Origin of the sequence: Stutzerimonas chloritidismutans, assembly GCF_020783375.1 — a bacterium.
In the GTDB taxonomy this organism is placed as follows: Bacteria; Pseudomonadota; Gammaproteobacteria; order Pseudomonadales; family Pseudomonadaceae; genus Stutzerimonas; species Stutzerimonas kunmingensis.
The window spans coordinates 1,323,849-1,341,480 of the sequence record NZ_CP086067.1; the positions used below are offsets into that span (position 1 = coordinate 1,323,849).

At 65.4% G+C, this 17,632-nt stretch carries 15 protein-coding genes; 1 reads left to right on the top strand and 14 read right to left on the bottom strand.

Going from position 1 to position 17,632, the window contains the following annotated elements:
- Positions 1-62: 62 nt before the first annotated feature.
- The 3 genes from LLJ08_RS06105 to LLJ08_RS06115 all read right to left on the bottom strand — a co-directional run bounded on the left by LLJ08_RS06105 (position 63) and on the right by LLJ08_RS06115 (position 3,730).
- Positions 63-989: an ABC transporter permease gene (locus LLJ08_RS06105; RefSeq protein ID WP_014821137.1), complete on the bottom strand. Its 927-nt coding sequence runs from the start codon at positions 987-989 to the stop codon at positions 63-65.
- Between the two features lie 65 nt (positions 990-1,054).
- Positions 1,055-2,161, bottom strand: a complete 1,107-nt coding sequence (locus tag LLJ08_RS06110) for an ABC transporter permease (RefSeq protein WP_152481571.1) — start codon at positions 2,159-2,161, stop codon at positions 1,055-1,057.
- 12 nt (positions 2,162-2,173) lie between these two features.
- Positions 2,174-3,730: an ABC transporter ATP-binding protein gene (locus LLJ08_RS06115; protein ID WP_228208461.1), complete on the bottom strand. Its 1,557-nt coding sequence runs from the start codon at positions 3,728-3,730 to the stop codon at positions 2,174-2,176.
- A gap of 251 nt (positions 3,731-3,981) precedes the next feature.
- On the opposite strand from LLJ08_RS06115, the gene LLJ08_RS06120 reads away from it, so the two are divergent.
- Positions 3,982-4,902, top strand: coding sequence for an AraC family transcriptional regulator (locus LLJ08_RS06120; RefSeq protein ID WP_228208462.1), 921 nt, complete (start codon positions 3,982-3,984; stop codon positions 4,900-4,902).
- Positions 4,903-5,160: 258 nt separating this feature from the next.
- Here the strand turns inward: LLJ08_RS06120 and LLJ08_RS06125 are convergent, their stop codons facing one another.
- The 11 genes from LLJ08_RS06125 to LLJ08_RS06175 all read right to left on the bottom strand — a co-directional run bounded on the left by LLJ08_RS06125 (position 5,161) and on the right by LLJ08_RS06175 (position 17,288).
- Positions 5,161-5,616 (bottom strand): carboxymuconolactone decarboxylase family protein, encoded by a 456-nt coding sequence (locus tag LLJ08_RS06125; protein WP_228208463.1) that lies wholly within the window; start codon positions 5,614-5,616, stop codon positions 5,161-5,163.
- A gap of 10 nt (positions 5,617-5,626) precedes the next feature.
- Positions 5,627-6,364, bottom strand: coding sequence for an SDR family oxidoreductase (locus tag LLJ08_RS06130; protein WP_228208464.1), 738 nt, complete (start codon positions 6,362-6,364; stop codon positions 5,627-5,629).
- A 122-nt stretch (positions 6,365-6,486) separates the two neighbouring features.
- A complete protein-coding gene (locus LLJ08_RS06135) occupies positions 6,487-6,957 on the bottom strand; it encodes a nucleoside deaminase (protein ID WP_102823296.1) in 471 nt (156 codons plus the stop codon).
- A gap of 36 nt (positions 6,958-6,993) precedes the next feature.
- Complete coding sequence (locus LLJ08_RS06140; RefSeq protein ID WP_228208465.1) at positions 6,994-7,788, bottom strand: ABC transporter permease; 795 nt, start codon at positions 7,786-7,788, stop codon at positions 6,994-6,996.
- Positions 7,775-8,578, bottom strand: coding sequence for an ABC transporter ATP-binding protein (locus LLJ08_RS06145; RefSeq protein ID WP_228208466.1), 804 nt, complete (start codon positions 8,576-8,578; stop codon positions 7,775-7,777). The genes LLJ08_RS06140 and LLJ08_RS06145 overlap by 14 nt, the downstream gene beginning before the upstream one ends.
- 4 nt (positions 8,579-8,582) lie before the next feature.
- Positions 8,583-9,560 (bottom strand): ABC transporter substrate-binding protein, encoded by a 978-nt coding sequence (locus tag LLJ08_RS06150; protein ID WP_228208467.1) that lies wholly within the window; start codon positions 9,558-9,560, stop codon positions 8,583-8,585.
- Between the two features lie 50 nt (positions 9,561-9,610).
- Positions 9,611-10,360, bottom strand: coding sequence for an alpha/beta fold hydrolase (locus LLJ08_RS06155; protein ID WP_228208468.1), 750 nt, complete (start codon positions 10,358-10,360; stop codon positions 9,611-9,613).
- Positions 10,353-11,333, bottom strand: a complete 981-nt coding sequence (locus tag LLJ08_RS06160) for an isopenicillin N synthase family dioxygenase (RefSeq protein WP_228208469.1) — start codon at positions 11,331-11,333, stop codon at positions 10,353-10,355. The genes LLJ08_RS06155 and LLJ08_RS06160 overlap by 8 nt, the downstream gene beginning before the upstream one ends.
- 314 nt (positions 11,334-11,647) lie before the next feature.
- Complete coding sequence (locus LLJ08_RS06165; protein ID WP_228208470.1) at positions 11,648-13,855, bottom strand: hybrid sensor histidine kinase/response regulator; 2,208 nt, start codon at positions 13,853-13,855, stop codon at positions 11,648-11,650.
- A 237-nt stretch (positions 13,856-14,092) separates the two neighbouring features.
- Positions 14,093-15,778 carry an ATP-binding protein gene (locus tag LLJ08_RS06170; protein ID WP_228208471.1) on the bottom strand — a complete coding sequence of 562 codons (1,686 nt, stop codon included), beginning with the start codon at positions 15,776-15,778 and terminating at the stop codon, positions 14,093-14,095.
- Positions 15,762-17,288 carry an ATPase domain-containing protein gene (locus LLJ08_RS06175; RefSeq protein WP_228208472.1) on the bottom strand — a complete coding sequence of 509 codons (1,527 nt, stop codon included), beginning with the start codon at positions 17,286-17,288 and terminating at the stop codon, positions 15,762-15,764. The genes LLJ08_RS06170 and LLJ08_RS06175 overlap by 17 nt, the downstream gene beginning before the upstream one ends.
- Positions 17,289-17,632: the final 344 nt, after the last annotated feature.

Consider the following 17,632-nt stretch of genomic DNA (forward strand, 5'->3'; position numbering starts at 1 on the left):
AGGCTTTCATCAACTCCTTGGATAGCCCTGGTTCCGCGTAGTCAACCGTCCCGAAAAGAACCTCAATGCCCCGGCTGCCAGGGCTGCCCCAGCGACACCGGCGCGTACAACCGCGTACGGATCGCGTCCCGCGACAGCAGCACCAGCACCAGAATGGTCGCCACATACGGCAGCATCGCCAGCAGGTTGCCGGGGATCGCCAGGCCGAGGCCCTGCGCCACCAGGTGCAGGATGCTGGCCAGGCCGAACAGGTAGGCGCCGAGCAGGACGCGGCTCACCCGCCAGCTGGCGAACACCACCAGGGCCAGGGCGATCCAGCCGCGGCCAGCGGTCATGTTTTCCGCCCACATCGGCGTGTATGCGAGCGACATGTAGCCGCCGGCAAGCCCTGCCATTCCGCCGCCGAACATCACCGCCAGGGTGCGCACGCGCAGTACCGGCAGGCCCATGGCGCTGGCGGCGTTGGGGTTTTCGCCGACGGCCTGGATGATCAGGCCGATGCGGCTTTTCAGCAGTACCCAGGCCACCAGGGCGAACAGCCCGAAGGACAGGTACACCAGCAGATCCTGGGCGAACAGCATGCGACCGATCACGGGGATTTCACTGAGCAGCGGAATGGCGATCGGCTCGAAGCCGGCCAGCGGCTTGCCGACCCAGCTGGCACCGACGAAGGACGACAGGCCGACGCCGAAGATGGTCAGCGCCAGGCCGGTGGCGACCTGATTGGCGTTGAAGCCCAGGGCCACCATGGCGAACAGCAGCGAGAGCAGCACACCGGCCAGGCAGGCGAACAGCACGCCCAGCCAGAGGTTGCCGCTGGCGAAGGCGACGATGAAACCGATCACCGCGCCGAACAGCATCATGCCCTCCTGGCCGAGGTTGAGTACGCCGGTCTTCTCGCACACCAGCTCGCCGAGGGCGACCAGCAGCAGCGGCGTGCCGGTGCGGATCATGGCGTAGAAGATATTGGTCAGCAGATCCATGTCCATCGGTCAGGCCTCGAACTTCAAGCGGCAAGCAGCGGGTGAAAAGGGCAGTAGCGCAGTGCGGACGATCATGTGGCCGGCTCCTCTTTAGCGCTGACGAGCGCCGGTTTGCGCGCCCACAGCTTCAGGCGCGGGCGATAGAGGATCAGTACGTCGCAGGCGAGCAGGAAGAACAGCACCATGCCCTGGAACAGCTGAGTGATGGATTGCGGCAGGTTGGCGGCCATCTGCGCGTTCTCGCCACCGAGGTAGAGCAGCGCCATCAGCAGACTGGCGAAGACGATACCGATGGGGTTCAGGCGACCGAGGAAGGCCACGGTGATCGCCGCGTAGCCATAGCCCGGTGAAACTTGCGGCACCAGTTGGCCGATTGGTCCGGTGACTTCGGCGACGCCGGCCAGACCGGCCAGGCCGCCGCTGATCAGCAGGGCGATCCACACCAGCTTCTTGTCGCGGAAACCGACAAAGCCGGCGGCGCGCTTGTCCAGGCCGAGCACCTTGATCTGGAAGCCGAGAAAGCTCTTCTGCAGCAGGACCCAGACCACCACCAGCGCCAGCAGGGCGAAGTAGAAACCGGCATGCACGCGCAGCCCTTCGATCAGCTCGGGCAGCCGCGTGGCGTCGCCGAACATCGCCGACTCGGGGAAGTTGAAGCCTTCCGGGTCTTTCAGCGGGCCGTGCACGGCGAACAGCAGCAGGTTCAGCGCGATGTAGTTGAGCATGATGCTGGTGAGGATTTCGTTGGCGTTGAACGCCGTCTTCAGCCAGGCGCAGAGCCCGGCCCAGGCGGCGCCGCCGAGCGTGCCGAGCAGCAGCGTCAGCACCAGCGCCCAGCGCGAGTCCCAGTCGATGATGTTGACGGCCAGCGCGCTGCCGGCCAGGGCACCGATGAGCAGCTGGCCTTCGGCGCCGATGTTCCAGATGCGAGCGTTGTAGACCACCGCCAGACCCAGCGCGCAGAGCAGGATCGGCAGCGCCTTGACCAGCAGTTCGGAGACGCCGTAGAGATCGCCGAGCGGGTCGACCAGCAGCACCTTGAGGGTTTCCAGCGGCGGATGGCCGAGCAGGGCGAACAGCAGGGCGCCGCTCAGCAGCGTCAGCAGCGCGGCCAGCAATGGCGAGAACCAGAGCATGGCCCGTGAGGCCTCGCCGCGGGGTTGCAGGGATAACAGCATGATGGATTCTCGTCAGGCGGCAGAGGTGGAAACAGGGGTGTCGCTGGTATCGAACTGGCCGGCCATCCAGCGGCCGACTTCGACCGGGCAGGTGCTGGCAGTAGCGCGCTGTGGCGACAGCCTGCCGTCGCTCAGGGCGGCGATGCGGTCGCTGATCTGGAACAGCTCCTCGAGGTCTTCGGAGATCACCAGGATCGCCGCGCCGGCATCGCGCAGTTCGATCAGCGCGCGGTGGATCGCTGCTGCCGCGCCGACGTCCACGCCCCAGGTCGGGTGCGCGGCGATCAGCAGCTTCGGCTGCTGCAGGATCTCGCGCCCGAGGATGAATTTCTGCAGGTTGCCGCCGGACAGACTTGCCGCCGGGGTCTGTGCGTCCGGTGTCTTCACGGCGAAACGCTGAATGACCTGTTCGGCGAAGGCGCGCACCTTGCCGCGGCGGATCATGCCCTGCTCGACCATGCCGGTCTGCTGGAAGGCGGTAAGCAGGCCATTGTCGGCCAGGCTCATGCTCGGCACCGCGCCGTGACCGAGACGCTCGGCCGGCACGAAGGCCATACCGTGGCGACGGCGGGCATCGGGACGCAGGTGGGCGACGTCGTCGCCGAGAAAGCGGATATGCCTCGCCTGTGCGGCCGGCAGACGCTGTTCGCCACTGAGCAGGGCGAGCAGTTCGTCCTGGCCGTTGCCGGCGACTCCCGCGATGCCGACGATCTCCCCGGCGCGCACTTCAAGGTCCACCTCTTCGAGGGACACGCCGAACGGATCGGCGTTGTGCCAGGACAGCCGCTCCACACGCAGGAACGGCGCGCGACCCTCGCTCTTCGGGTATTCGGCTTCCAGCCCCTCGGCATCGCCGACCATCAGCCGCGCCAGTTCCAGGTCCGAGCATTCGGCGGGGATGCATTCACCGGACACGCGACCGGCGCGCAGCACCGTGGCGCTCTGGCACAGCGCGCGCACTTCATTGAGCTTGTGGCTGATGAACAGGATGCTGCAGCCCTCGGCAGCCAGCCGGCGCAGGGTGACGAAGAGCTCGTCGGCCTCCTGCGGGGTGAGCACCGAGGTCGGCTCGTCGAGAATCAGCAGGCGGATGTCCTGCATCAGGCAACGGATGATCTCCACCCGCTGACGCTCGCCGATGGACAGGCTGTGCACCAGCCGTTGCGGCTCCAGCGGCATGCCGTAGCGCTGCGAGACCTCGCGGATCTTCGGCTCCAGCTGCTTTGGCGTACCGGCCTTGGCGCCCAGCGCCAGGGCGATGTTCTCCGCTACCGAGAGCGTCTCGAACAGCGAGAAGTGCTGGAACACCATGCCGATGCCGCGTTCACGGGCCTGGGCCGGGTCGCGCATGGTCACCCGTTCGCCCTGCCAGTGGATTTCGCCGGCGTCCGGCTGGGTGACGCCGTAGATGATCTTCATCAGGGTGCTCTTGCCGGCGCCGTTCTCGCCGAGCAGGGCGTGGATTTCGCCCGGCTGGATCGACAGGTCGATACGGTCGTTGGCCAGGCAGCCTGGGTACTGTTTGGTGATGCCGCAGAGCTGGAGGCGCGCGGTCTGGGATTCGGGCATGGAGGCATCCGCTGGGTTCTTCATGGCCAGGGCTGTAGCAAAAAGCTGGCCAGGCAGTCAGGAAATGAGGTGCGACGCGGCCACGGCAGCTGCGCCACCGGTTGGCCATGCGACGATGTTAGCCGGTGCATCGCTTTGGTGCTTCACTCGATCACACTGTCGTGCCGATGCACCGCCATGGGGCGGGACGACCGCGGGCCGGATGGGCTGCTAAGCTAACCGTCCTTTCCGCTCCCACCGGTTTGCCTGCAATGAACCAGATGGACCTTCATTCCGCCGAGGAAACGATTGCCCAGCGTGCCGCCTTGGCGCGGCTGATCGATGGCCTCGTGCGCGACGACGGCATGCATCCCACCGCCATCGACGATCTCTTCCTGATCCGCTGCAGCGCGCCCAGCGACCTGGTGCACGGGCTGCACAAGCCGGCGCTGTGCATCATCGTGCAAGGCAGCAAGGAGGTGCGCCTGGGTGATGAGCTGTACACCTACGATGCGCTGCATTACCTGGTGGTATCGGTCACCGTGCCGGTGGCCGGGCGCGTGCTGGAGGCCTCGTCTGGCGAGCCGTACCTGTGCATTCGTCTGGATATCGACCCGGCGATGGTCGCCACCCTGGTGGCCGAAAGCGCGCCGTTGAGCCAGCCCGTGGAAGGGGCTGCACGCGGTGTCTATCTGGACCGCATCGATGCGCCGTTGCTGGATGCCACGCTACGTCTGGTGCGACTGCTCGCCAGCCCGCAGGACATCCCGGTGCTGGCACCGCTGGCCATGCGCGAGATCTTCTACCGCCTGCTCTGTGGTCGCCAGGGGCGCCACCTGCACGAGATCGCGGTGCGCGACAGCCAGGGCCATCGCGTCACCCGCGCGATCGAATGGCTGAACCGCAACTACGTCGAGCCGCTGCGCATCGAGGAACTGGCGCAGCGGGTCAATCTCAGCAGCTCGACGCTTCATCACCGTTTCAAGGCGCTCACCTCGATGAGCCCGCTGCAGTACCAGAAGCAGCTGCGCCTGCAGGAGGCGCGGCGGCTGCTGATCGCCGAGGGGCTCGACGTGTCCAGTGCCGGCTACCGGGTCGGCTACGAAAGTCCCTCGCAGTTCAGCCGTGAGTACAGCCGGCTGTTCGGCGCCTCGCCGGTGAAGGATCTTGCGCGGCTGCGCAGCACGGCCTGAGAGCCTGTTTACGATCTGCTGCGCGTCGGCCCTGCTGCGTTAAAAACAGGTTCAGCAAGCCGCTTGCGGCTAACGCGCTTTAGCGCGGCCCGAAGGGCGAACGAAGTGAGTCATGCTCATTTACATCAGTAAACTCCGCGTCCTCGCCTGTTTGATTCGCTGGCGCTCACCCTGCGGGCCAGCCTTCGGCTGTTACTCCCGTTGGTCGTTGCGCCTTGCAGGACTCTAGCTCGCTAGATCGTAGACAGGCTCTAAAATTCAGCGCGACGCCGGGTCCGGCACCTCGCGCAATGCCTGGGCGGCGTCGATGGCGCGGGGAAAGCCGGCCGTCACGGTGGTCAGGTAGACCACCTCCTTCAGCTCCTCACGGCTGACGCCCAGGCGCAGCGCGTAGCCGGCGTGGATCTTCATGTAGGGCAGATTGCCCTGGGCGGCGAAGGCGGCGACCGCAGCCAGCTGGCGGGTGCGGTCATCCAGCTCGCTGCGTCCCCAGACATCGCCCAGCGCATAGCCGGTGATGCCCTCGGCGAGAAACGGATAGTCCTCGCGCAGCGCCTCGAGCACCGGTTGCCCGGCACCGCCGGACAGGTGCTCGATGACCGCCATGCCACGCTCGTGGCGCTCGTTGCCGGCGGCGTCCAGCGAGGCGAGGGTAAGCGAGCCGAACACGGCGAGGTATGCCGCCGCCAGTGTGTTGCCTGTACGAAGGGTCATGGCGGCGTCCTCAGTAGGGGCTGGCGGTGGGGCGCACCACCAGCTCGCTGACGTCGACATCGGCCGGCTGGTCGATGGCATAGGCGATGGCGCGGGCGACGGCGTCGGCCGGAATGGCGATGCGGCGGAACTCGTCCATGGCCGAGCGGGCGGTGTCATCGGAAATGCTCTCGGCCAGTTCCGATTCGGTGACGCCCGGGGACACCAGGGTCACGCGGATATCGCCGCCGACCTCCTGACGCAGGCCTTCGGAGATGGCGCGCACCGCGTACTTGGTGGCGCAGTACACCGCTGCGGTCGGGCTCACCGCGTAGGCGCCGATGGAGGCGATGTTGACGAACTGGCCGGCGCGCTGGCGCTGCATCAGCGGCAGGCCGGCGGCGATGCCGTGCAGCACGCCACGGATGTTCACGTCGATCATGCGGTTCCACTCGTCGACCTTCAGCGCGTCCAGTGGCGAAAGCGGCATCACCCCGGCATTGTTGACTATCACATCGACGCGGCCGAAGCGCTGCTCGGCGAAGTCGACGAAGGCCTGGGTGTTCTCGCGGCTGGTGACGTCCAGCGCGCGGCAGGCGGAGATACCACCGCTTTCGTCGATCTCGGCGACGATTTTTTCCAGCCGATCCAGGCGTCGCGCGCCCAGCACGACGGTTGCGCTCTGGGCCGCCAGCAGGCGCGCCGTGGCTTCGCCGATGCCGCTGCTGGCGCCGGTGATGAGTACGACTTTGCCGTTGATGTTCGACATGGGGTTGTCCTCCGCAGGTTGATTCGGGCGACGTCGGTGACGCCGTGGTTCGAATGTTGCGACGGAGGGCGGTGGCGGCGTTATGGCGATCCTGCCGGGCGCTTGCCTGATTCTGGCGTCGCCTACCAGATGCCTTCGTGCAGGGCAGCAGCCTCGTCTTCCAGCAGCGGCCCGACGACTTCGACTTTGCGCTGGCCGGCCTCGAAGACGATGCGGCAGGGCAGGTCCAGCGTCGGGTTCTCCGGATGGTTTCCAGTGATGTCCTTCAGGCTGCGCTCGGAAAGCCCATAGACCACGCGACCCAGCCCGACCCAGTAAGCGGCGCCGGCGCACATGGCGCAGGGCTCGGCGGAGGTGTACATGGTGCAGCGCGAGAGGAATTCCGGTGTGTAGCGGGTCGAGGCGCGGGTCATCAGTACACGCTCGGCGTGGCCGGTCATGTCGTGGTCGGGCATGTAGGCGTTGCCCTGTTCCAGCAGCACTTCACCGTCCGGCCCGACCAGGATGGCGCCAAACGGATGGGTGCCGTTCTCCAGCGCGCGGCGGGCGACGTCGAAGCTTTTGCGCAGCAGGGCGAGATCGTCGAGAGGCATGGCGTTATCCAGACTGAGATTAAGAGGTGGTGGGCTTCAATGCCCAGCCTTGGGCAGGCTCCAGGGAAAGAAGACCTTCTGCAGCAGCCCGATCAGGTGGAACAGCACCAGGCTGATTACCACCAGCATCATCAGCGCAGCGAAGGCCTGGGGCACCTGGAACATCGAGGTGGAAAAGTTGATGAAGTAGCCCAGGCCTTTTTCCGCAGCGACAAACTCGGCCACCACCGCGCCGATCACTGCCAGGGTGATGGAAATGCGCAGCGCCGAGAACAGGTGCGGAATCGCATAGGGCAGACGGATGTTGCGGTACTCACGGGCTTTGGAAGCGCCGAGCGAGCGCGACAGCTCCACCAGCTCCTCCGGTGTCGCCAGCAAACCAGTCACGCAGGACACCACGATGGGGAAGAAAGCGATGAGGAAGGTGATGAACACCCGCGGCAGATCACCAGCGCCCATCACCACCACGATGATCGGTGCCACCGCGACGATGGGCGTGGACTGCACGATCACCAGCAGCGGATACAGCGTGCGCGACATCACCCGTGAAGAGGCCAGAGCGATGGCCAGCGGGATGCCGATCAGGATCGACAGGCCGTAGCCCATCAGCGTCACCCGCAGCGTGGCGAAGATATGCTCGGCCCAGGCACCGAGGCCAACCTTTTGCGTCGCCGCGAAGATGGCGCTGGGCGAGGGCAGCACGAAGCTCGGCAGCTTGAGCAGGCGGCAGGCCGCTTCCCAGACCAGCAGCAGAACGAGCAGGGCGAGCCAGGGCGCGAAGCGGTCGGCCTGGGCCTTCAGGCGCAGCGCCCTGGGCTTAATGGGCGGCATGGCGCGAGAAGACTTTGCGGCGGATATGGTTGGCGAGCTCATTGAAACGCGGCTCCGTGAGGGTTTCCATGGACCGCGGGCGCGGCAGGTCGACATCGATGATTTCCTGCACGCGGCCGGGGCGCGCCGACATCACCAGGATGCGGTCGGCCAGCAGCAGCGCTTCGGGAATCGAGTGGGTGATGAACAGCACCGTCTTCGGACGCTGAGTCCAGATGTTCAGCAGCTCCAGGCTCAGCTCGTCGCGGGTCAGGGCATCGAGCGCCGAGAACGGCTCGTCCATCAGCAGGATTTCCGGGTCATGCAGCAGCGCGCGGGCAATCGCCGCACGCTGCTGCATGCCGCCGGAGAGTTCGTCCGGGCGCTTGTTGCCGAATTCCTTGAGCCCCACCAGTTCCAGCAACTCCTCGCCGCGGGTGATCTCCTGGGCGGTGACGCGGCCGTACTTGTGGCGCATGGGAAAGGTCAGGTTGTCGCGGATGTTCAGCCACGGCAGCAGCGTCGGCCGCTGGAAGACGATGCCGATCTCGTCACGCGGGCCGTTCACCCGGCTGCCATAGATGCTGACCTGGCCGTGGGTCGGACGTACCAGCCCGGCGAGGATGCGCAGCAGCGTGGACTTGCCGCAGCCCGAGGGGCCGAGCACCGCGATGAACTCGTGGCGGCCGATGTCGAAGCTGGCGTTGTCCAGCGCCACCACCTCGCTGCCATCGGAGGAGGTGAAGACCTGGCTGACGCGATCAAAGCTGATGTTGGGGCGCGGTGTGGCGGGCAGGGCGGCGGCGTTCATGGCATCACTCGCTCAGGCTGGTGTCGATGGCACTGGTCGGGTCGAGGGCATCAATCTGCATGCCCTGCGCCTTGGCGACCCATTCCCAGGTAGTGGCCAGGCGCTTGGCGTCGAAACCGGTGCCCTCGGCATCGCTGATCTCGTTCTGCATCAGCGGCACGGATGCAGCGAACTGTTCTTCGGCCTGCTGCTCGTCGACTTCGGCAACCATCTTCTTCAGTGCGGCGGCCGCTGCAGCCGGGTTGGCGATGGCGTTCTTCTGCGCCTGCTGGTAGGCCTTGACGAACTTCTTGGCGACCTCGGGATGGCTCTGTACGAAGCGTTGCGAAGCCACCAGCGACAGGCCGTAGCCCTCGAAGCCGTATTCCGACCATGGGATGGTCTTCAGCGTCTTGTCCGCTTCACCGAGGGCACGGACGAAGCCGGGCGCGACGGTCAGCCAGTTGATGGTGGCGTCCACCTTGCCGGTGGCGAGCATCGGTGCCAGCGCGCCGGGGTCGAGCTTGAGCAGCTTGACGCTGGTCGGGTCGATGCCATTGCGCTCCAGCAGCAGCGGCCAGACCACGTTGGAGGCAGAGAAGGTCGGGGTGGCCACCGTCTTGCCGACGATGTCCTTGAAACTCTCGATGCCCGAACCTTCGGTGGTGAAGAAGGCGTCCGGCTGCTTGTTGTAGATCGGCGCGACGGCGACCACCGGCACCTCGCCCTGGGCTTTGGCCTGCAGCAGCGAAGCCAGGCCGGCCGAGCCGAAGTCCGCGCTGTTGGTGGCCAGCTTGGTCACCACGTCGCTACCGCCACGGGCGCTGGCGATTTCCACTTCGATGCCTTCGGCGGCGAACAGGCCCTGTTCGACACCGAGGTAGATCGCCGCCTTGTCGCCGGCCGGCAGCCAGTCGTTGAGCCAGCGCACCTTGTCGGCGGCCAGGGCGGATTGGCTGAACAGCGCGAACAGGGCGCTGGCGAGCAGGGTTCTGTTGAACATGGTGAAGCTCCTTGAAGGTTCGGCGTGGTGAGCGCGATGCAATAAACGGGTCAGTGCACGGGTTGAGGATGGCGAGCGAAGAAATCCACCAGGGCGGCGAGCAGCGCGTCGGGCATGGCCAGTTGCGGCGCATGCCCGCAATCGAGCACCACCCGCTCGGCGCCAGGCACCAGCTGCTGCATGCGCTGTTGCACCCGTGGCAGCACGGAGCGGTCCTGCGCGGCTTCGATATACAAGCGCGGCAGACGTCCGAAACGCTCGGCACTCCAATGCGCGGCGATGTCGCGGCCACCATCGGGCTGCACCGTCAGGCGGCGTGCCGCGGTGATTGCGGCCTGTGCCGGTGCATCGTGAAAGAACACGGCGCAGGCGGCATCGCCCGGTACGCGGCTGCCGCCGGGCGCGGCTTCGAGATAAGGGCCGATGCCGCTGACTTCGGGGAAGTCGCGGGCGAGTTCGGCGCAGAGTTCGCCGAAGCCCATGCCGCTGGGCAGCATCATGCCGGCGACATAGGCGACCCCTGCGATGCGCTCGACATAAGCCTCGGCCACGGCAGTGGCAGTGACGCCGCCGCCGGAATGCGCCACTAGCTGAATCGGGCCAGGCAGCGTCTCGATCAGTGCGCCGACGTGCTCGACATAGCGCTGCAGCGAGACCTCGGCGAGTGGCGTGGCGTCGTGGCCATTGCCCGGCAGATCGACCGCGTGCGGCCTATGTCCGGCATCGCGCAGGCCATCCTGCTGCGCATCCCAGACCCAGCTGCCGGCCCAGGCGCCGTGGATGAGGACGATGTCAGCCATAGGTCCTCCGGTACATCTCGCGGTGGTGTTCTTCCACCGTCACCGCTGGGTAGCGTGGCGACTCGCCCGGCGCGAGGCAGGTCGGCAGGCACTCGACCAGATGGTCCGGGTTGCCGCTGAAGAAGAATGGCACGCTATAGCGCTCGCGCCCGGAAATGTTGACCACCCGATGCAGCGTCGAACGGTACTGATCGTTGGTCCAGCGGGCGATCATGTCGCCCAGGTTGACCACATAGGTGCCGGGCACGGGCGCTGCGTGAATCCAGCTGCCGCTGTGACGATCCCAGACCTGCAGGCCGGGGTTCTCGTCCTGCAGAAGCAGCGTCAGCCCGCCGAAATCGGTATGCGCGCCACAACCCTTTTCGCCGGGCGCGGCATTGGCCGGCTGCGGCGGGTAGTGAAGCAGGCGCAGGGTACTCATCGACTCGCGGCAGAAACTGGCGAAATGTTCCTCCGGCAGTTGCAGCGACAGCGCGATGGCGCCCATCAGCCGTGCCGCGAGGGCGTTCATCGCATCGCGATAGCGCTCCATGGTCGGGCGGAAGTCCGCAAGCTCGCTCGGCCACTGGTTGGCGCCGTGGTTGAAGCGACCGGCCAGCACCCGTGGGTCGTCCTCGGCCAGCTCCTCGCCGATGTAGAAGCCTTCCTTGAGATCGGCCGGCGCACCGGCTTCCAGCACCTGCCCGCGCAACGGCTCATAGCCGCGATTGGCCTTCGAGAACACCTTGTCCAGCGCACGCTTGCTGGCCTCCGGTTGGGCGAAGAAGTCTTGTGCCTGCTCGAACACCGCCTGTTGTAGCGCCGGGTCGACGCCGTGGTTGGCGACGCAGAAGAAGCCGACCTCGCGACAGGCCGCGCCGATGCGTTCGGCCACGGCAGTGCGCTCGGCAAGGTCGGGAGAAAACAGCCCGGCGATATCGATCAGCGGCAGCGCGGCGGCTTCGAGATGGCGGGCACAAAGGGACTGGTTCATGGCTCGATCCTGCTCTGCCGACGCGAAATGGCGGTCGGCGAGCGCAGTATCTGGCGGGCCATGCTGTGCGCAGAAGCAGAGAATATCGAGCAAGCCGATGCCGTTTCGGCAGCATCTTCCGGTGCTTCAAAAGGAGGCGGAAGGTGTTTCTGAAAGGTGCACTGCAAGGGGCCGGCGTTGTGGCGTTTTCAAATCTGACGCAGAAATATGCGACGTTCGCGCACCATATAGGTGCGGTTATCCCGCCGCAGAAAAGGCAATTATTTTTTCGGGCAAACAGGAAGGCGTCAGTCATGAGCGCCTTCCGCCTCGCTCTAGGGTGTGTTGACCGCGTCGAGAAGGGCCTCGGCTAGGGTCTGGCTGGTGAAGGGTTTGGCTAGCACACGCAGCCCGTGCTCGGCAGCGAGACGCTCGGTGTAGCCTGTCGCGAGGATGATGGGCAGTTCGGGATACCGGCCTTGGGCTTCCGCCGCAAGACCAACCCCGTCCAGCCGTCCGGGCATGACGATATCCGAAAGAAGCACATCGATAGGCGGGCGCGTGCCATCGGCGAGCCTGGCCAAGGCTGAATCCGCGTCCTGCGCCTCGTCGACCAAATAGCCCAGTTCCTCAAGCATCGACATCACCACCTCGCGCACCTCGGCGTCGTCGTCGACCAGGAGTACCCGTGTGGTTCGGTTGGCACGTTCCGGTGCCTTCTCTACCGGGCCAGCCGGTTCGCTGCGGTGTTCGACGCGTGGCAGCAGCAGGCGGACGCGGGTGCCCCTGCCGACTTCGCTGTCGATCGCTACCGCGCCGCCTGATTGGTGCGCGAAGCCATAGACCTGCGCCAGACCGAGGCCCGTTCCCTCGCCGATGGCCTTGGTTGTGAAGAAAGGCTCGAATGCCCGCGCCTGGACCTCCTTGCTCATTCCACAACCTGTGTCGAGGACGTCGACGGCGAGATAGGTCCTTGTCCCCAGGCTTGGCAGGGCGATGTCTCCATGCGCCACGTCGTGCAGGCTGATGCTCAACGGACCGCCGTCTGGCATGGCGTCCCGTGCATTGATCGCCAGGTTGAGGATGGCCAGCTCGCATTGCACCGGGTCCAGCGCCGCCGGCCAGGGGCGGTCCGGCAAGTCGAGCTGTAGAACGACGTTATTGGGCAACGCGCCGGTCAGCAGTTCGTGCATGCCGAGAATCAATGCGCGCAAGTCGACCTGCTCGACATCTCCGGTGCGGTTTCGACTGAAGGTCATCAGGTGCCGCGTAAGGCGGGTAGCCCGTTGAGCCGAACGCTGGCATGCCTCGATGGCGCGCTTGGCTCGGGGGTTCGGGCTCAGCATGTCGGCCAGCTGCAAGCCGACGGTCATGCTTTGCAGAAGGTTATTGAACTCGTGCGATATACCCGCGGTGAGGTTGCCCAGCGCTTCAAGTTTCTGGCCCTGCAGCAGCGCCCGATGCGAGCGTTCGGCCTGGGCGACGGCTTCCTCGACCCGCTCTGCCATTTCCTGGCTCGAGCGGTGAATGGTCTTGCTGGCCTGGGCAAGTACCTGCGCGGTCCGGTCGGTCTCATCCATGCCGGTCCGAGGTGCCTCGAAGACTTCCCCTCGGGCCAAGGCACCGGCTGCCTGGTCGAGTTGAGTCAAGGGGCGGGTGATGGTGCGGCCGAGCGCAATGGCCAGTCCGATCGCCGCCGCGAGCACCAGCAGGATGCCGATGGCCGCGGTTCCGATGGGCTTCAATACGCTTGCGAGCAGGTCCTCACGGGGAATGCCGATCAGTACCGTCCAGCCTGAACTTTCACCACGGCTGATAAAAGAAACCACGCGTTGATTGTCGCGGGTGACGGAAATCAGCTTGCCTTGGCGAGTCGCTAGCCCGCGCAAATCGGCGACGAAGTTGTCGTCCGCGGCTTCACCTACATGTCTGCCGGGGTCCCGGGTGCGCGCAACGATAGTGTGTGTCTGGTCCAGAACGGCACCAAGCCAGCGCTCGGGAAGCTCCTGAGCTTGCAGCAGGGCTTCGATGCGGCTGACCGGAAACTTCATGGTCAGGTAGTAGACGACTCGGCCGTCACGCATCACCGGGCGGTGAATGGCGACGCTGTGCACGCGCGTCAACGGGTCGCGAAACATCGGACTGACGTCTAGCAGCGGGGTGTTCTCGAAGCCTGGCAGGCTCGGTGGCATCGGCAACGGCGCGCCAAAAGGGTAGTCCGTATCAGCCAGGGGCACGCCGTTCGGGTCGAATATGGTTACGCCGGTGGCTATCGGTTGAACGGTCTGCTGTAGACGTTCATGAAACGCACGCAGATCGCCACTCACCAGTGTTGGCGAGGCGGCCAGCGTCGTGACCACTGCGCCGAAGCGATCAAGTTCGCGCTCAACGGCAAGACTTACGCCGCGAGTGGTCTCGTACATACTTTGGTCGATCTGCTGTGACTGCGCTCGGTAAACCGAATAGGTTGCAAACAGCGCGAAGGCCAGCGCCGGTGCGATGACGGCGATGACCAGCCAGATGAGACGGGCGCGTATCGACACGAAGCAAGTTCCTGATCGGAGCAAGAGTCAATGCGGGTTCGGCATCATGTATGAGCCCGTTGCTTTCGTCGGGCCTAGTCAGAAGACCGCAGGCGCGCCGGCTTGTTACGACGTTACAGACCAATGACGGCATCGAACCAACCGAGCTTCAGCGGGAACACCTGCGCGTCGCCTCGGCTGAAGGTGGGCTGACGGATTGGCCGACCGGCCTGGAACGCCCCGTAAGGAAGGGGTGGATCAGTGAACTTCCACACCATCGATAGCGGTGCGCAACGAGATTGCCAGTTCTTCCAGCCGGTAGGGCTTGGCCAATACGTGCACGCCTTCTGCGGCGGCAGATTGCTGCGCGGCTTCGGCGTAGCCGCTGGTGAGCAGCACGGGAACACCGAGGGCGCGGGTGCGGATTTCCCGGGCCAGTTCAACACCGTTCATGCCGCCCGGCATCATCACGTCGGAGAACACGATATCCACCCGGCAACCGTTCTGTAGCGCAGTCAATGCGTCTGTGGCACTGGCGGCATGGGTGACGCGATAGCCGAGATGTTCGAGCATCTCGCCGACCAGGGCCGCGACTTCTTCATCATCGTCCACCAGCAGTACGGTACCGGCCGAGGCGTCGGGGCTGTCGTCTTCGGCAGGCCGTTCGCCGTCGGGTTGATCGGGTACACGCGCCGATCGCGGCAGCAGCATGATCACGCTGGTGCCGCGATCGCATTCGCTTTCGATCCACACGGTGCCGCCGGACTGCCGCGCGAAGCCGTAGACCTGCGCCAGCCCGAGCCCCGAGCCTTTGCCGATCTCCTTGGTGGTGAAGAAGGGGTCGAATACGCGGGTGCGAACCTCCTCGGGAATGCCGGTGCCCGAGTCGGTCACCGTGAGGCGGACAAAATCGCCGGTGATGCCCAGCACCGTTTCGCCAGGTGCATTGCTGGCTTCGATCAGGATCGAGCCGCCGTCGGGCATGGCGTCGCGGGCATTCACGGCCAGATTGAGGACGACCAGTTCCAGCTCGCCAGGGTCCACTTCGACCGGCCAGAGATCCGGCTCGAACTGCACCTCCACGTGCACGTCGCCGCTCAGGCTGCGGTCGAGCAGCTCGCGCATGCGGCCGATGCGCAGCACCAGGTCGACCGACTCGGGTTCCAGTGACTGGCGGCGGGAGAAGGCGAGCAGTTGCCGGGTGAGGGCGGTTCCGCGTTGCGCCGCCTGGCGCATGCCGTCCATCAACCGCTCGCGGCGTGCAGGATCGGCGCGGCGGTCGAGCATGTCGAGGCCGCCGGAGATCACCATCAGCAGGTTGTTGAAGTCGTGGGCGATGCCGCCGGTGAGCTGGCCGATGGCTTCGATCTTCTGCGCCTGGCGCAGGGTTTCTTCGATCTGCGCGCGCTCGGCCATCTGTGTGCGCAATTCCTGGTTGGCCTTTTCCAGTTCGCTGGTGCGCTCGACGACCAGCGCTTCGAGTTGATTCGAGGCGCGCTCACGGGCTTCGAGCAATGCCCTGACTTCGTACTGGCGATGCCGCCCGCGCAGGGCGGCTTTCACCGCGCTGGTCAGGGTGATGCTCTGTACCGGGCGTTCCAGCAGGGAAACGTTGCGCAGCGCCGCCACCATGCGCTGACGCCATGCGGCGACTGCCGGCTGTTGATGCTTGCTGGTGAGGACCACGAATGGAAAGTCGGACCACGCCGGTTGCTGATCCACCCAGGTGGCCAGTGCTTGGAGGTCCTGACCGAAGAGGCCTTCTTCGGCGATGAAAACGGCGTCGGCATCGGTTTCGGCGCGACGTAGCACCTCATCGACACTGTGGCAGACAACGGCGTCCATGCCGCTGCGGCTGAGCAGTTCGGCCGAGGCGGGACCGTCCCGGCCGATGGGGGCATAGACGACTACAATGGGGCCTTCTCGTTTAGTGGGCGTCGTCATGCTCGTCTGTCAGTAGCTGAGTCGCATCACCGGTGTATTCCGGTGTGCCCGATAGGATGCCGCTGAAGTGGTTGAGCGGCGGCCCGACCTCGAGGCCGGCGCTACTGAGGCGGTACTCACGGACGGTGTTTTCATGCCGTCCGCTACGCTTTTTCACTACCGACAATGCCCGGCGAACGACGCCGGCATGCTCGAAGTAGCGCTGCATGATAACCGCATCGCTGAGATAGCTGATATCCACAGGCGTATCCATTGGGCCGACCAGGCCATGCTGGGCCAGCACCATGATGCTGATCACGCCTTTCTGGCCCAGATAACTCAACAGCTCGTGCATCTGCAGAATCAGGAATCGGCCATCAGGCATCGCGTGCAGATAGCCGTTGAGGCTGTCCAGAATCACCAGGCCGGCCCCCCGCACCTCTACGCTCTGGCGGACCGCGGCGGTGAACTCGCCGGGCGACAGCTCGGCCGGGTCGACCTGTTGCAGATGCAGCAGCCCCTGTTCGATCCACGGTTCCATGGGCAGCCCCAGCGCCCGCCCGCGCGCCAGCAGCGTGGCGATGTTTTCGTCAAAGACGAAGAAGGCGACCTGCTCGCCGCGTTTGCATGCCGCGACCGCATAGCTCAAGGCCAGCGAGGATTTGCCCACGCCGGCCGCGCCGACCAGCAGCGCGTTGGTGCCGCGTTCCAGGCCGCCACCCAGCATCTTGTCCAGTGCCGGATTACCGGACGAGGCCAGCTCACCGGAGAAGGACGAGTGGTGCTCGGCGGCGATGAGCCGGGGATAGATGCGCAGGCCGCCCTTGCGGATGGCGAAGTCGTGGTAACCGCCGCGAAACTGGATGCCACGCATCTTGATCACCCGCAGACGCCTGCGCTCGGCACCGTAGTCGATTGCCACCTGCTCCAACATGACCACGCCGTGGGAGATGGAATGCAGTTGCAGGTCGCCCACTTCCGAAGTCTGGTCGTCGAGCAGGATCACCGTGCAGTTGCGGGTGGTGAAGAAGTGCTTGAGCGCGAGCACCTGACGGCGGTAGCGCAGCGGGCTCTGCGCCAGCAGGCGCATTTCCGAGAGGCTGTCGAAGATCACCCGCGTCGGATTGGTTTCGCTGACGCGATCGAATACCTGCTGGGTGGTTTCGCTCAGCTCCATTTCCGCTGGATGCAGCACGGTCAACTCCAGCTCGGGATCGAGACTGGTTTCCGGAGAGATCAGTTCGAATACATCGATGCCTTCGAGCGTCCAGCCGTGTCGCTTGGCGACCAGCTCCAGTTCGGCTTTGGTTTCCGACAGGGTCACGTACAGCACGCGCTCACCGTGGCGCACACCTTCGAGCAGGAATTGCAGTGCAATGGTGGTCTTGCCCGAGCCCGGGCTGCCTTCATAGAGATACATGCGGTTGGGGTCGAGGCCGCCGCCGAGGATGTCGTCCAGCCCCTTGCTGCCGGTGGAAATGCGAGGGGCTTCATCGTTCGGTTGGAAGGAAGGATTGCTGAAATCGGTCATTCCGTTCTCCTTAACGCAGGCGCCGCTGCGTGCTTCGTTCCCACTCCTGCATGTCCATATCAGGACGGAGGCGGAGGGGAACAGGCCCGTTTCTCGCCTGGTGGGCAGGTCGGGCTGAATGCCGCTCGAATCGTCGCCTGATGCGCTTCTGATGTGCCGAAAATTGCGCGTTTGGCGGTCGACGTTCGAGGGGCGCAGTCATTTAATCCGACTCGCCAGCCGCCTGCCCGTTCCGCATGAGTGTGCTCGGCACCTCCGCTGCAGCGCGCTCTCCAGGCGGCGCGACCATCTGCTGCGCGGTCCCCCCGGGCGCTTCGCTCGTTGCCCTTGAGCTACTTCGAACC

Coding starts and splice junctions, on each gene's coding strand:
- LLJ08_RS06130 (WP_228208464.1), bottom strand. CDS start 6,364: ATGTCGAACATCAACGGCAAAGTCGTACTCATCACCGGCGCCAGCAGC.
- LLJ08_RS06125 (WP_228208463.1), bottom strand. CDS start 5,616: ATGACCCTTCGTACAGGCAACACACTGGCGGCGGCATACCTCGCCGTG.
- LLJ08_RS06155 (WP_228208468.1), bottom strand. CDS start 10,360: ATGGCTGACATCGTCCTCATCCACGGCGCCTGGGCCGGCAGCTGGGTC.
- LLJ08_RS06140 (WP_228208465.1), bottom strand. CDS start 7,788: ATGCCGCCCATTAAGCCCAGGGCGCTGCGCCTGAAGGCCCAGGCCGAC.
- LLJ08_RS06170 (WP_228208471.1), bottom strand. CDS start 15,778: ATGACGACGCCCACTAAACGAGAAGGCCCCATTGTAGTCGTCTATGCC.
- LLJ08_RS06120 (WP_228208462.1), top strand. CDS start 3,982: ATGAACCAGATGGACCTTCATTCCGCCGAGGAAACGATTGCCCAGCGT.
- LLJ08_RS06110 (WP_152481571.1), bottom strand. CDS start 2,161: ATGCTGTTATCCCTGCAACCCCGCGGCGAGGCCTCACGGGCCATGCTC.
- LLJ08_RS06145 (WP_228208466.1), bottom strand. CDS start 8,578: ATGAACGCCGCCGCCCTGCCCGCCACACCGCGCCCCAACATCAGCTTT.
- LLJ08_RS06105 (WP_014821137.1), bottom strand. CDS start 989: ATGGACATGGATCTGCTGACCAATATCTTCTACGCCATGATCCGCACC.
- LLJ08_RS06115 (WP_228208461.1), bottom strand. CDS start 3,730: ATGCCCGAATCCCAGACCGCGCGCCTCCAGCTCTGCGGCATCACCAAA.
- LLJ08_RS06150 (WP_228208467.1), bottom strand. CDS start 9,560: ATGTTCAACAGAACCCTGCTCGCCAGCGCCCTGTTCGCGCTGTTCAGC.
- LLJ08_RS06175 (WP_228208472.1), bottom strand. CDS start 17,288: ATGACCGATTTCAGCAATCCTTCCTTCCAACCGAACGATGAAGCCCCT.
- LLJ08_RS06135 (WP_102823296.1), bottom strand. CDS start 6,957: ATGCCTCTCGACGATCTCGCCCTGCTGCGCAAAAGCTTCGACGTCGCC.
- LLJ08_RS06160 (WP_228208469.1), bottom strand. CDS start 11,333: ATGAACCAGTCCCTTTGTGCCCGCCATCTCGAAGCCGCCGCGCTGCCG.